Annotated in this window: 11 protein-coding genes and 1 rRNA gene; 1 reads left to right on the top strand and 11 read right to left on the bottom strand. The window is 48.6% G+C overall.

The window, feature by feature from the left end; all coding sequences use genetic code 11:
* The 11 genes from IEY53_RS19660 to IEY53_RS19710 all read right to left on the bottom strand — a co-directional run.
* Positions 1-59 (bottom strand): 16S ribosomal RNA (locus tag IEY53_RS19660); the annotation flags it as partial.
* A gap of 575 nt (positions 60-634) precedes the next feature.
* A complete protein-coding gene (gene rbsB / locus IEY53_RS19665; protein ID WP_189027971.1) occupies positions 635-1,567 on the bottom strand; it encodes a ribose ABC transporter substrate-binding protein RbsB in 933 nt (310 codons plus the stop codon).
* Between the two features lie 14 nt (positions 1,568-1,581).
* Complete coding sequence (locus IEY53_RS19670; RefSeq protein WP_373293893.1) at positions 1,582-2,544, bottom strand: ABC transporter permease subunit; 963 nt, start codon at positions 2,542-2,544, stop codon at positions 1,582-1,584.
* Positions 2,545-2,554: 10 nt separating this feature from the next.
* Positions 2,555-4,036, bottom strand: a complete 1,482-nt coding sequence (locus IEY53_RS19675; RefSeq protein WP_189027975.1) for a sugar ABC transporter ATP-binding protein — start codon at positions 4,034-4,036, stop codon at positions 2,555-2,557.
* A gap of 17 nt (positions 4,037-4,053) precedes the next feature.
* Positions 4,054-4,455: a D-ribose pyranase gene (gene rbsD / locus IEY53_RS19680; protein WP_189027977.1), complete on the bottom strand. Its 402-nt coding sequence runs from the start codon at positions 4,453-4,455 to the stop codon at positions 4,054-4,056.
* Entirely contained in the window at positions 4,455-5,333 is an 879-nt protein-coding gene (gene rbsK / locus IEY53_RS19685; RefSeq protein WP_189027979.1) for a ribokinase, read from the bottom strand. Before rbsK ends, rbsD begins: the two co-directional genes overlap by 1 nt.
* Positions 5,326-6,318 (bottom strand): LacI family DNA-binding transcriptional regulator, encoded by a 993-nt coding sequence (locus tag IEY53_RS19690; protein WP_189027981.1) that lies wholly within the window; start codon positions 6,316-6,318, stop codon positions 5,326-5,328. The genes rbsK and IEY53_RS19690 overlap by 8 nt, the downstream gene beginning before the upstream one ends.
* 334 nt (positions 6,319-6,652) lie before the next feature.
* On the bottom strand, positions 6,653-8,374 hold the full coding sequence (cydC, locus tag IEY53_RS19695; protein WP_189027983.1) for a thiol reductant ABC exporter subunit CydC: 1,722 nt from the start codon (positions 8,372-8,374) through the stop codon (positions 6,653-6,655).
* Positions 8,371-10,182 carry a thiol reductant ABC exporter subunit CydD gene (gene cydD, locus IEY53_RS19700; protein ID WP_189027985.1) on the bottom strand — a complete coding sequence of 604 codons (1,812 nt, stop codon included), beginning with the start codon at positions 10,180-10,182 and terminating at the stop codon, positions 8,371-8,373. Before cydD ends, cydC begins: the two co-directional genes overlap by 4 nt.
* Positions 10,183-10,249: 67 nt before the next feature.
* Positions 10,250-11,263: a cytochrome d ubiquinol oxidase subunit II gene (locus IEY53_RS19705; RefSeq protein WP_189027987.1), complete on the bottom strand. Its 1,014-nt coding sequence runs from the start codon at positions 11,261-11,263 to the stop codon at positions 10,250-10,252.
* Positions 11,260-12,627: a cytochrome ubiquinol oxidase subunit I gene (locus tag IEY53_RS19710; protein WP_189027989.1), complete on the bottom strand. Its 1,368-nt coding sequence runs from the start codon at positions 12,625-12,627 to the stop codon at positions 11,260-11,262. Before IEY53_RS19710 ends, IEY53_RS19705 begins: the two co-directional genes overlap by 4 nt.
* Positions 12,628-13,037: 410 nt before the next feature.
* Here IEY53_RS19710 and IEY53_RS19715 point away from each other — a divergent pair, with 410 nt between their 5' ends.
* Complete coding sequence (locus IEY53_RS19715) at positions 13,038-13,943, top strand: NAD-dependent epimerase/dehydratase family protein (protein WP_189027991.1); 906 nt, start codon at positions 13,038-13,040, stop codon at positions 13,941-13,943.
* Positions 13,944-13,974 lie beyond the last annotated feature (31 nt).

Raw genomic sequence — 13,974 nt, forward strand, 5'->3', positions numbered from 1 at the left:
TGCATGTATTAGGCACGCCGCCAGCGTTCGTCCTGAGCCAGGATCAAACTCTCCAATTAGGTTTTATCGAGCAGCTGCTTCCCCGAATCACTCCGAGAAAATAACCCTCCATAAAGATATTGAAAAGAGCGATTGCTCATTTTGAAACATCTGACGAGAATTTGCATTCTCTACCGATTCATCTCCAGCATTTGCATGCTGTAAGAATCCTCTTTGTTTGGATTTCACTTTCGTGAATTCCCACTCACTCGTTGTTCAGTTTTCAAAGATCAAGCAGCCTTCTCAATTGGCCGGATAATTAATATATCATGTTTGTTATAGTCTAACAAGTTGTAATAAATTCCAAATCGTTATTCACCAGTCAGTGTTGGCGACTGGACTAATAATATAACATTCTCGTAAGAAGAAGAACAACAATCAGAATATTCCAGTCTCTATAGAAAAGACGTCACAGCTGACACCATACCACTCTACCAATAATCATGCAGTCAGGTCATGGTAAGTCAGATCGCTCAATTCCTCTTCAAAGTTACATGATTTAAGAAATCTCGGCGTGGTCGTCACCACCGGAACGGACGAAAAAGAAAATATCCCGCCCTGGCGCTTTCGTCCAAAACGGGATGCAAGTGCTTATTTAGTTATTTGCGTTTTCCTTGGTCACCAGCTTCAATTCAGCCGGAATCGATTTCTCTACCTGCTTGCCTTCCAGCACATCTAGAGAAGCTTGCACCGCCAACTGGCCAATCAGTACCGGCTGCTGAGCAACCGTGGCCGTCAACTTTCCGTCTTGAATGGATTGGATCGCATCGTCGTTGCCGTCAAATCCGATCACGGGAATGTCTTTGCCTGAGCTTTGGATCGCTTCGATGGCTCCCAGTGCCATCTCGTCGTTATGGGCAAATACCGCCTGCACATCAGGATTGCCCTGCAGCAGGTTCTCCATCACATTCAAACCTTTGGAGCGATCAAAATCGGCAGACTGTTTGGCAACCACATCCAGTTTCTGGTCGGCAACTTCATGGAAGCCTTTCCCCCGCTCTCTCGTTGCGGAAGCACCGGGCACGCCTTCAAGCTCAATCACCTTCGCTCCCTCACCAAGCTGTTCAACAAAGTGTTCCGCTGCCATTCGCCCGCCTTTGACGTTATCGGATGCGACCAAGGCCGCCACCTCGCCTTTGTCAGCGGAGCGATCCAGCGTAATAACGGGAATGCCCACACTGTTGGCGGATTGAACCGCCGTGGAGATCGCCGCGGAGTCCGCAGGATTAATCAGGAGGGCATCGACTCCCTGCTGAATAAGATCATCCACATCATTGGTCTGCTTGGCCGAATCGTTCTGCGCATCAACCACGATGACCTGAATCCCCTGCTTTTCTGCTTCTGCAACTACCCCGTCCTTCAGTGACACAAAGAATGGATTGTTTAGAGTAGAAATCGACAGACCGATTTTCTTCTGTTCCTTACTTCCAACCGGGTCAGGCTTAGCCCATCCCGGCGGCTCGAGAGAGCACCCGGCCAGAACGATGATTATCAGCATGCTTACGAGCGTTAAAGTCCATTTTTTCATGTTTGCTTTCCTCCTTAAGCCGTTTTTTTGCGGTCCAGCAGGACAGCAATGGCAATCACGATACCTTTCACAACCATTTGATAAAAGGAATTCACCCCGAGCAGGTTCAATCCATTATTCAGCACGCCGATAATCAGAACACCGATCAATGTGCCGACGATTCGTCCGCGTCCGCCCGAAAGGCTTGTTCCTCCCAGAACGACGGCCGCGATAGCATCTAGCTCATAGGACGTTCCGGCCGTTGGCTGTGCGGAGTTCAGACGCGATGTTAGAATCGCGCCTGCCAGCGCCGCAAGCATGCCCGCCAGGGAGTAGATCATGATTTTCACGCGCGTTACTTTGATCCCCGAGATAATGGAGGCTTTCTCATTGCCGCCGACGGCATACGTTTTGCGGCCAAAGGCCGTTTTATGCAGAATAGTCCACAGAATCATGAAGGTAATCAGCATTGTTATGGCAGGTACCGGAATGCCCAGCAGGTAACCGCGTCCAAACAGTTGGAACAGCAGGCTGTCGCCGAGCCCCGTAATCGGGTTGCCATTCGTGTATACAAGCGTTAATCCTCTGAATATCGTCATGGTCGCCAAGGTGGCGATGAACGGAGCCATTCTGCCTTTGGTAATCATCAAACCGTTCACCATACCCATGACACCGCCGAGTACTACCCCGATAATGATCGATAATATCGGGTCCAGGCCGGATAACATCATATTGGCTACAAAGGCACTGGATAAAGCCAGAATGGAGCCAACCGACAAATCGATTCCGCCTGTCAGGATAACAAACGTCATACCGAAGGCAATCAGCGCATTAATCGAGACCTGGCGCAATAGATTCAAGATGTTCAACGGTTCCAAGAAGCTTGGATTCAATACCGATACGATTACAATAAGAATGATCAAACCGAGCAGTGGTCCTAATTTTTGTGTCACGTTTGACAAGCGGAAGCCGCTTTTGGCAGTTTTGTTTTGCTGCATTGTTGTCATTTCACTGTCCCCCTGTGGCCAATGTCATAATGTTTTCCTGCGTTGCTTCTTCCCTCGCCAGCTCGCCGCTGATGCGCCCCTCATGCACGACCGCGATCCGGTCGCTCATGCCGAGCACTTCGGGAAGTTCCGAAGATACCATAATGATCGCGACCCCGCGGTCTGTCAGTTCATTCATCAACTGGTAGATTTCGCGCTTCGCTCCGACATCCACCCCGCGCGTCGGTTCATCAAGGATGAGCACGCTTGGACCGATGCCGACCCATTTGGCGATAACTACCTTCTGCTGGTTGCCCCCTGACAGATTCCGGGCCGCCGTTTCTGAAGATTGCGTCTTAATCTGCAAACGTTTGATCAGCGTATCGACGAAATCTTGTTCTTTTGCAGCCGAGATGAACCCTTTGCTTGAGAAACTGAACAGATTTGGCAGCGCCATGTTCTCGCGAATGGAGAAATCAAGCACAAGGCCTTCATCCTTGCGGTCTTCCGTAATGAAACCGATGCCATGTCTGACCGCATCTGCCGGCTTTCGGATGTTCGCCTTTTTGCCACGGATCATGACGTCGCCGCTGTCCATCGCATCCAAACCAAAGATCGCTCTCATGATCTCTGTCCGTCCCGAACCCATCAACCCTGAGAAGCCGAGAATTTCACCCGCTCTTACAGTGAAACTGACATTCCGAAACAACCCTTTGCTGCTTGCGTCCCGTACTTCCAGAACCACTTCACCATAAGAAGGATTCCGGGCCGGATATCGTTCCGTAAGCTCCCGACCAACCATTTTCCGCACTACTTCATCAAAACTTGTCTGTGAGATTGGTTTGGTATCTACCGTTTTGCCGTCACGCATCACGGTAATCCGGTCACAGATCGTAAAAATCTCCTCCATCCGGTGAGAAATATATACGATGGATACCCCGTTCTTCTTCAGTGAGGTGATTACGCCAAACAGCTTCTGTATCTCGCGCTCCGTAAGCGCTGCGGTTGGTTCATCCATAATGATGACCTTGGCATCGGTCATCAGCGCCTTGGCGATTTCGATCATCTGCTGCTGGCCGACGGAGCATTCTCCCGCAGGCCGTTCCAGCGGAACTTGCACGGACAGCTTGGCGAATTGCTCCGTGGCAAGCGCTTTCATTTGTCTCGTATTAAGCAACCCGAAGGAAGACGTCACTTCCTTACCGATGAAGAGATTATCAAGCACCGTCATTTCAGGCCAAACATTCAGCTCCTGATGGATAAAAGCAATGCCCAGTTTCTCTGCTTCCTTCGGACTGCCGAAATAGGTTTCCTTCCCGTCAATGGAGATGGTTCCCTGATCCCGCTGATGGAGTCCGATCAAAATGTTCATCAGCGTGGATTTGCCGGCTCCGTTCTCGCCCATCAGGGCATGAACCTCACCTTCCTTCAGTTCGAAATCCACTCCGCTCAGCACCTGATTGGTGCCGAACGCTTTATGAATATCTTGCATCTGAATATGCATAATGAAGTAACCCCCTTTTATCCGAAATGGACACCCGATTGTAAAATGCAATTGGCATACGGCGTGGCTTCACCCGTGCGAATGACCGCTTTGACCTGCCGGGTTAGCGCTTTGAATTGTTCGTGGCTGACGGAAGCATCAATTGCATCCTTTCCGAATTTCTCCGTAATGAACTGCAAAGCCACGGGATTGCCTTCCCGGGTCTCTTCTGCAACAATCACTCTCTCAACGACCATATCGTCCGCGATCAGTTCCACCACTTCCCGAAAGCTTGGCGTTCCCAATTTCAGAGCCACATCGATTTTGAGTACCCCTTCAGGAACGGGAAGGCCAGCATCCCCGATGGCAATCATGTCCGTATGGCCCAAATCAGACAGTACCTTGGAAATGTGACTATTCAATATGCCGTTTCTTTTCATTACAAACTCTCCTCTACTTCATCTCTCGTCGGCATGCCACCCTGAGCTCCGAATTTGGTCACGGACAACGATGCAGCCCGATTGGCGAATCGTATGCTCTCCTGCAACGGTTTGCCTTCAGCCAAAGCGACCGCGAAAGCGGCGTTGAACGTGTCCCCTGCCCCGGTGGTATCCAATGCCTCCACCTTGTAAGCCGGTACAACAATTTCCTGTTCCCCGTCAAAATAACGTACGCCTTTGCTGCCCTCCGTTATGAACAGCTTGTTGGGATATTGGCGCAATGCTTCCGCCGGACTTATGCCTTGAAACAAGATCTCGGCTTCATGCTCGTTCGGCGTGAGATATGCGGCATTGTCGATAACTTCTTGCGGCAATTTTCTCGCCGGAGCCGGATTGAGCAGCAGAGGCGTTCCGGACCCGGCGCACATCGCGCTGACATGAACCACGGTTTCCTCCGGAATTTCCTGCTGAATCAGCACGATATCGGCACTGCGAATCAACTCAGCCGCCTGATCAACATATGCAGGAGTGACCTCGCGATTCGCCGCCTCGACGACCACGATACTATTATCGCCTTCCGCAAGTACGATATGAGCCGTGCCGCTTTCCATATGTGTAACCGGTTTCACATATTGCGTATTTACAGTATTTGCTTTGAAATTATTTAAAATGGCCGTGCCGAAAGCGTCGTCGCCTACCCGGCCGATCATCGCAACTTCGGCACCCAGCCGTGCAGCGGCAACAGCCTGATTGGCTCCCTTGCCGCCGGGAACGGTTTTGAAGCTGTCGCCAAGGACGGTTTCACCCGCCCCAGGTCTCTTTGAAGAGGTAACAACCAGATCCATGGAGCTGCTGCCGATTACGCATATTTTAGCCATTTGTACTCACCTTTCTCGTTGTGCCCCGTTCAATGAACTCGACGGGCAGCTGTATGTTTTTATTCTCGATTGGAGCCTGTTCCACAAGTCCGATAAGTAATCCCGCCGCTTTCCTTCCCATCTCGTATGCCGGTTGGCGGATGGTGGACAATCCCGGCGATAAAATGCTGCTCATCGGGATATCGTCAAAACCGATAATTTGCACGTCATCGGGAACCTTTCTACCGATTCGCAATGCCTCATGCAATACCGCCATGGCTGCGATGTCATTGCTCGCAATGACCCCGTCTGTATCGGAATGTTTGCTGAACAGCTCTTCCGCCCATAATCCGGCCTCGTTAAAAGAAAAGGAGGTGGTCTGAATTACGCGGTAATCCAAACCGGCGTCCCGAATGATTTCGATGGCTCCTTCGAAACGATCCTGCGCAGGCCTGATATGTGACGGTCCCTGCATGACTGTAATCCTGCAGCTTCCGCGCTTGATGATCTCCCTGGCAGCCAGTCGTCCGCCCTCTCTGCCGTCCGCATACACGGATGGACTATCGAGTGAAGTCCTGTCAAGAAACACAACGGGGATCTTCAAGTTCTCGTATATTGGAGAATGGGGGTAGTTCGTTGAAGAGATCACACCCATCACGTTATTCTGGATAAACGTCTGGATGTAATCCTGCTCCTTCCGTTCATCCTCATCACTATTTCCGAATATCAGCCTGAAATCCTGCTCCTGCATCCCGTCCTCTACGCCGCGGGCCAACTGCGGGAAGTAAGGGTTTGCAATATCCGGCAGCAGCAGGCCTATCAGTTTGGATTTACGTGTATATAATGAGCGGGCCACTTCATTGGGGGAGAAGTTAAGCGCCTTCACGGCATCTTCCACTTTCTTGCGCGTGTCCGCATGAACATAACCCCTGTCATTAATGACCCTTGATACGGTGGCTACCGATACGCCAGCCAGATTAGCTACGTCTTTGATTGTTGTTGTCATGTACTGTTCACCTCTATGTGTAACCGGTTACAGATATTAAATTATCATATTTTTTTCGATTTGACAATCACTTTATCACTGGAAATTTATCCAAGCCGTTCTTGAGCCAGGTGTCTTTGGCTTACCCAATCATAAAACGGCCACAAAAAAAGGCCAACCAGAAGATTCTGGCTAACCTGATATCCATGAAACGCAAAAATCAGCGCTTCAAACTTCGTCATGAAGTAGCCAGAATTTGAATCAAAATCTCCATTTGTAGACCAAAGGGCTTCTCGCTGAAAATTATCTAATCAAGAAACCGGGCAGGTTCAAGGCATATTTTGTTCTTTTACGCTCAAGCTTCTCCAATCATTTGCCGTTCGATTTTCTTCATCTCATAAAAATAGCCTTTTTGCTTCATCAACTCGGAGTAGGAACCCGTTTCCACTACCCTGCCTTGTTCCATGACCACGATCCGATCCATCTCTTCCAATCCGGTAAGGCGATGACAAATCAGGAGAAGCGTATCTTCAGCCGCCTGTGCAAAAAGATGCTGCAATACGCGCTGCTCTGTCACGTAATCCAGCGAAGACGTCGGTTCGTCCAGAAGCCATAACCGTCCTTTGCGTAACATTGCCCGCGCCAGAGCCAGCCGCTGCTTCTCGCCATCCGATAGATTCTCCCCTTTTTCATACACCATATCGGTCAACGATGTGTTCGGCAGTTGCACTTTAGCCAGCACATCCGACAATTGTTCGTTAGAATGTCCTTCTTCATTCAGCAGCAGGTTGTCCCGGATCGTTCCCCGGAAGAAATGACTTTGCTGCAACACCACATTAACGGTTTGCCAAATGCTCGCCTCATCCAGTTCTTTCACCGACTCGTCGTTTAATCGTATATCGCCAGCCGTTGGTGTACGCAGCTTGAGCAGCAATTCGATAATCGTTGATTTTCCGGACCCGCTCGGCCCGACAATCGCCGTTTTGGAGCCTGGTAAAATATGCAGGGACATATCCTTCAGCGCCGGTCTCCACTCTCCTTCATATTGAAAGGTAACACTGGATAGCTCTACCGAAACGGCATGATCGGCAGACAACACGCCGTCTGGTTGCGCAGACTGTACATCGGAGGTCAATACCGTTTCCGTCAGCCGTTTGGCTGCGTGTTCGCTATCCTGCTTATACGCGGGTAATGTGGACATTGCTGCAGCTTCTTCGAATACCGTAAGTGAGGCCATGACCAGCATAGCAAGAAACACGCCAGCAAGTGCTCCGTCCATGATTAAGTAGGCTCCAAGCGACAGCACACCCCAAGAAATGAAGAGTGTAACAAAAGCATGCATGGATTGCCCGCGCAGCAAGTGCCCGGCTGCTCGTTGCTGCTCGGCTGCCAATCTAGCGGAAGCCTGCTGAAGCTGCTGCTCCCGCTGTGCCAATTGGCCGTATACTTTCAAATCCCGGAAACCATACAACACTTCGGTTACTTCCGTAGAAAGCATAGCCCGTTGCTGGCGAACACGTCCATGTATTTTCCGCTGCCCTAGTAAAACAATTCCCGGAACAACCAATGCCGTTACCAGCATTCCTAGTACAAACAAGCACGCAATCCAGAACGAAAAGGCAGAAGTAAACAGTATCGTAGCTAAAAAGACCATGACGACAATGATCGGTGGATAGGCGACGCGCAAAAAATAATTTTGTAAGCTTTCCACATCCCCAACGATCCTCGCAAGCAGATCCCCGCTTCGATTTTTGTTCAATATACCAGGCGTTAAAGGAATAAGCTTGGCAAAAAAGGAGGTCCGTAAACGGCTAAGCATGGAGAACGTCGCCCGGTGGGAATACAAGCGTTCTCCGTAACGACTCGCCGCCCGAAGCAGGCCCAGCAGTTTGACCATCGAGGTGAGTACAATTAATGTGTATAGCGGTGGCGCAAATACCGTTTGCGAAATCAAATACCCGCTCGCGGAAAAGAGAGCCACACCTGCTATACCGGCGATAAATCCGCCCACAATCGAAAGGACGATATCCTTGCGCTCCTGCATCATCGCCTTTGACAGAATAGCTAGCTCATTCATGCTAACCCCCCTTTTCGTTGAACATCAACCATCTCGGCATACTGAGGCAGGCGCTCCAGAAGCTCATCATGACGTCCCGAATCCACTAACACTCCATTGTCCATAAACAAAATGTTGTCGGCATGTTGAATCGTATATAATCGGTGAGCCACCGTAATCATCGTCGCCGTTTTTGCCAGTGTAGCAATGGAACGTTGCAGTACCCGCTCGGTGTGCAAATCCAGTCCCACTGTGGGTTCATCAAACAAAATGATAGCAGGTCGCTTCAAAAAAGCGCGTGCCAAGGCAAGCCGTTGCTTTTCCCCACCAGACAGTCCCCTGCCGCCTTCACCAACAAAGGTATCAAAGCCCTGCTCCAATTGGGCGGCAACCGCAGCAAGTCCGGCTTCCTCCGCCGCCTGTTCAATTTCAGCCCTGGAGACCTTACGACCCGCGCCAATCGCAATATTTTCAGCAAATGTGCCTGCAAAAATATACGGATGCTGTGTTATGTAGCTAACACGTTCGAACCATGCAGTCTCATCGTATTGCGAGAGTAAACTTCCGTTCACCAGAACCGCTCCCGATGCTGGTTTCAGCAACCCGGCAATGAGATGAAGCAAAGTCGTTTTACCTGAGCCGCTTTTTCCGACAATGGCGATGTGTTCTCCCGGTCCAAGCGAGATCCGGCCAGCCACAAGCTCAAATGAATCGGGTGCGTACCGAAACCGGACATTGTCCAGTTCAATGGATGGTGGCATTGGAATCACTTCCGTATAGGCTGTGCGGCTCCCTTCCGGCTGCGCCATCCGATCGTTTCTATCGCTTGTGTACTCTCCCTCTTCACCCTCGGTTTGCGCGCTTCTGCTGCTCGTTTCCGCAAGCATCTGTTCCACCTTACGAACCGCTCCCATACTTGTTCGACCACTGTGAAAAGCTGTTCCCGTATTCTTTAACAGGCTGTAAAACTCGGGAACGAGCAGCAAAACGAGAAAGGCGGTGTGGAACGTCATAGATTTGAAAACAAGCAACTGAATGGCCAGTTCGAGGGCAACAATGCCGATGCTTAGCATAACGATCGATTCCAGCATGAAGGTGTTCGTAAATGCGATTTTCAAAATGCCCATCGTGGCATCACGATAACCTAAGCTGCTGCGTTCAATTTCCTGCTGTTGACGGTGAGCCCGTCCAAATATTTTCAACGTAACCAGCCCTTGTAGAGAATCCAGAAACGTACCGGAAAACTCGGCCAGTTGCGCATATTTCTCTTCTGATTTGTTCTTCGTTTTCAGACCCACCAAAATCATGAACATCGGGATAAACGGCGCCGTAAACAGCATAATGAAGCCTGTATTGGCATGTTGGATAAACGTAACGGCCAAAATCAGAATCGGGATAATAGCAGCTTCCATCATACGCGGCATGTACTGACTGAAATAACTGTCAGCCTCATCCACAGCATCCAGGGCAATGCTGACCTTTCCTCCCGTCTGTCCACGAAGGGTTGAAGGCATGGACGCATGGGTCAGGTTTTGCAGCACGACTGCTCGCATATTCGTCTTGGCACTGGCAGCCATCTGCAAGCCAACTTTCCCGTTTCCATACGACAACAGTGTGCGTACAGCCATAACAGCCAACAGTATGCCGAGCAACATGACAACCGATGAAAAAGAAGCTTTCTCCACAAAAATCCGCTGGACTGCTTCAGCAAGCAATGCGGCCTGGCTTGTAATAGCTACACCAAGTGCCAGTGAAATGATGGCAAGTATAACTATGTTTTTCCTTTGCGAAGACATTTGATGAGAGATCAGACTGGACTTCCGCTTCACAGAACTCTCCTCCTCTATATAAAAGCCTGTAAGGGAACCACTCACATGGCTTTATGATCAATCAGCCTTATTTTTTCCCTTTTACATAATCCGCATCAAACAGGAAAAGTTTGAAGACCAGAATAAGGGAAGGGATCAATAGGCACAGACCACCGATAAATACAACAACTAGCGCGAAGCCCATCGATGGTGAAGTGGCGCTGCTCTGAATCGTGATATATGGATCGAGAATATAAGGGTATTGCCCAATCCCGTAAGCGAAAAAGGCGCAGAAAAATTGCAGCATGATGGATATAAAAGCTAATCCGTAACGGCGTCCATTATATAACAGCCACATCGCGATCATGAAGAAAGCAACGGAAAGTGCAAGCAGCCACCATAAATCCATCATATTTTGAAAATGCCGCTCATTGTGTTGGCCCAAATAAATAAATGCTGTCAGTGCGAGAATAATTGTCGGTGTGCTCCAGAACAAGGCATAGTTCCGCATCAGCTTCAACGCGGAGTGATCCTCTGCCCGAGAAGCATAAAATGCCAGAAATGAACCGCTAATGAACAAAACTGACACGATCGCCAGTCCAACGATGCTCCACGATAACGGATTTGTAAACAGCGCCCAGTAATCCAGAGAAACCGTCTCACCCTGCTTCACGATAAAGCCACCTTCAGACAGCGTCAGCGCCACTGACAAGGAAGCCGGAATAAGCAAACCCGTAGCTCCATATAAAAACAGATACACGATGTTATTTTTGGAACCGTAATTTTCAAAGGCATAAAACGAACCGCGAATGGCAAGTAGAATAACTGCAATGCTTCCTGGAACAAGCAGTGCGGAGCCATAATAATAGGCCGTATCCGGAAAAAATCCGACAATGCCGATGTAGAAAAAGACAAAAAACACATTGGTGATCTCCCAGACCGGTGATAAATAACGGGAGATCAGACGATTTATCAGGTGGTCCTGCTTCGTCAGGCGTGCATAGAAGGCGAGGAAGCCCGCCCCAAAATCAATGGAAGCTACAATTAAATAGCCGTACAAGAACAACCAGAGTACCGAGATGCCAATCAATTCATAACTCATCGTGCAGGCTCACCCTTCTCCGTAGATTGATTAGGCTTCTCCTTCATCCATTTCTCCATCTCGAGTTCAGCGGGATTATTATGGAACAGGCGTCTTAGCACGAGAACACACATGATGCCCAATACGATGTACAGTAGCAAGAAGAGGAAAAATAAAATTCTCACATTCGGTGAAGAAGTAGCGGCTTCCTCTACACGCATATATCCTCGGATAATCCACGGCTGCCGCCCTATTTCTGCATAAAACCAGCCCATCTCAACAGCCAGAAAAGCAAGCGGTGCGCTCAGTGCAATGACACGAAGCAGCCACTTGTTAAGCTCATTGCGCTTCTTCCAGAACACAAACAGGAAATACAGGAATGAAATAGCCAACAGAACGAATCCGATTCCGGCCATTAAATCAAACAAATAATGAACAAGAAGTGGCGGACGCTCATCCAGAGGGAATTCCTCCAGCCCCGTTACCTCTGCATTAAAGTCTCCAAAGGCCAGGAAACTGAGAACTTTCGGCAGGTGTAGAGCCCCTATAATTTCATGCTCTGCATTAAGCCATCCCAATAAAATCAAATCCGCACCGCTTTCAGTCTCAAAATGCCATTCTGCCGCTGCAAGCTTCTCCGGCTGATGCTCGGCCAAAAACTTGGCGGATACATCTCCGGCTAACGTGTTAAGCAAGCTGAACAGCAAAACAACTGCCATCATGAGGTTCAAGGCTTTTTTGTGGTATGCAGACACGCCTTTTCTCAGCATCGTAAAGGCTGCAATTCCAGCTAACAGGGCAGCTCCTGTCAGATAGGCCGAGCTTAATACATGGAACACCTTGGAGAACGTCGCCGTATTCAGCATTGCTTGCACAGGGTTAACCGCTATGAATTGGCCTGCTTCCATTACAAAGCCGCCAGGCTGGTTCATGAATCCGTTCACCGTCGTAATGAAAACAGCAGACATGCCTGCCCCGGCGACAATTGGAATTGTCAGCAACCAATGGATATACGGATTTTTGAACCGGTCCCACGTATACAAATAAATGCCCAGGAAGATGGCTTCAAAAAAGAACGCGAACACTTCCATAAATAACGGAAGTGCAATGACATTCCCAGCCAGTTTCATAAAGTTCGGCCACACCAGAGCCAGTTGCAGTGATATCGCTGTGCCTGTCACGACACCAACCGCCACAGATATAACAAACCCTCGTGACCACCTCTTCGCCATAAGTGTGTAATGGGGATCCTTCTTGCGGATCCCGATGAGCTCTGCGATAGCGATCATCAGCGGTATACCGACGCCGAACGTCGCAAAAATAACGTGAAACCCAAGAGTCATGCCTGTCACCAGCCTGCTCCACAGCACCGTATCAATTGCCATTCTTTATTGCCTCCTTTCAAACTCTAGGCCTGCTACCCATTAGACTACATTCAATATCAGGTGACTGCATTCAAAGTATTAGTATAGACCTAATAATTAAAATTAATATATCTTAGGTTTAAACGTTCATGAAAGGATCAACTCTTTCTGACAACTTGGTGAAAAACAAAAAAATCACCCGATCGAGCTATTGATTCATTTAGCTCATACGTGGTAATACAAGTCCGCTCAACTACATAGGAAAATTTAGTTTTTTATTTTGCATAACGATAAAGAACCATCAAGCGGCAATACCTTCCATGGCTATTCACCAAGCTGCCTCAGTAATAAAACCAGAAAGTAACGGGAATTCTAATATGGATATAAGGTCAACTTGCTTTATCAGAAATTTTAATAAGGGGTGGAGAACGATGAAAGTAGTGGTGACAGGAGCAGCCGGAAAAATCGGCCGATGGACGGTAAGAACCCTATTGGAAGCCGGTTATGAAGTTATAGCCACAGATCGATTATTAAGGGAGGAATCTGCATCAGAAAATTTTATTCAAGCGGAGTTACGTGATTATGGTCAAGTCTGTCAGCTTTTGATGGGAAGTGATGCCGTTGTCCATCTTGGGAATATCCCAACCGATGTAAGGAATACCCCTCAGGCGATATTCGAGAACAACATGCTAGTTAATTTTAACATTCTTGAAGCTTGTAAGGATTTTAAAATCCCCAAGCTGGTATGGGCTTCAAGCGAAACTGTTTTGGGCTATCCTTTTGTTCCGGAAGAGCTTGATTACCTTCCTGTTGATGAAGAGCATCCAACTACAGCAAAGTCATCCTATGCCATGGCAAAGCTGCTGACTGAACACCTAACAGGGATGTATTACAAACTTACGAATCAACAGCTCGTCACTCTTCGCTTTGCGAATATGTATGAACCTGATGAGTATGGAAAAATCCCTACGATGCATTGGAATGATAAAGAAAAGGATATTCAAAAGAAAAACGCCTGGGCCTACTGTGATGTTAGAGATGCAGCAAAGGCATGTCTTCTTGCAATAGAGAAGGACAATTTAGGTAATCAGGTCTTCCATATCACTGCCCCGGACACCATCATGCCGGATCTTAGCCAGGATTTGGTCAAACGATTTTTTCCCAATGTGTCCTTGAAGAGAGAGGTGCAGGGACACGAGACGCTGATGGCAATAGATAAAGCCAGGAATATTCTTGGATATGAACCGAGTTATTCATGGCGGAATGTTCTTCATAACGATGGTTCATCGAAGGCGCTGCCCGAAGATCAACTTGCTTTATCGGCAACAAACATATAATAATCAGATCAAAGAATAAAAGAAACATTAT

Source organism: Paenibacillus albidus (genome assembly GCF_014644435.1).
Taxonomy (GTDB): domain Bacteria; phylum Bacillota; class Bacilli; order Paenibacillales; family Paenibacillaceae; genus Paenibacillus_AQ; species Paenibacillus_AQ albidus.

What these genes read in the sequence shown, in the direction of transcription:
- IEY53_RS19690 (WP_189027981.1), bottom strand. Translation starts at nt 6,318, where the DNA reads ATGACAACAACAATCAAAGACGTAGCTAATCTGGCTGGCGTATCGGTA.
- IEY53_RS19675 (WP_189027975.1), bottom strand. Translation starts at nt 4,036, where the DNA reads ATGCATATTCAGATGCAAGATATTCATAAAGCGTTCGGCACCAATCAG.
- rbsK (WP_189027979.1), bottom strand. Translation starts at nt 5,333, where the DNA reads ATGGCTAAAATATGCGTAATCGGCAGCAGCTCCATGGATCTGGTTGTT.
- IEY53_RS19715 (WP_189027991.1), top strand. Translation starts at nt 13,038, where the DNA reads ATGAAAGTAGTGGTGACAGGAGCAGCCGGAAAAATCGGCCGATGGACG.
- cydC (WP_189027983.1), bottom strand. Translation starts at nt 8,374, where the DNA reads ATGAATGAGCTAGCTATTCTGTCAAAGGCGATGATGCAGGAGCGCAAG.
- IEY53_RS19710 (WP_189027989.1), bottom strand. Translation starts at nt 12,627, where the DNA reads ATGGCAATTGATACGGTGCTGTGGAGCAGGCTGGTGACAGGCATGACT.
- IEY53_RS19670 (WP_373293893.1), bottom strand. Translation starts at nt 2,544, where the DNA reads ATGCAGCAAAACAAAACTGCCAAAAGCGGCTTCCGCTTGTCAAACGTG.
- rbsB (WP_189027971.1), bottom strand. Translation starts at nt 1,567, where the DNA reads ATGAAAAAATGGACTTTAACGCTCGTAAGCATGCTGATAATCATCGTT.
- IEY53_RS19705 (WP_189027987.1), bottom strand. Translation starts at nt 11,263, where the DNA reads ATGAGTTATGAATTGATTGGCATCTCGGTACTCTGGTTGTTCTTGTAC.
- rbsD (WP_189027977.1), bottom strand. Translation starts at nt 4,455, where the DNA reads ATGAAAAGAAACGGCATATTGAATAGTCACATTTCCAAGGTACTGTCT.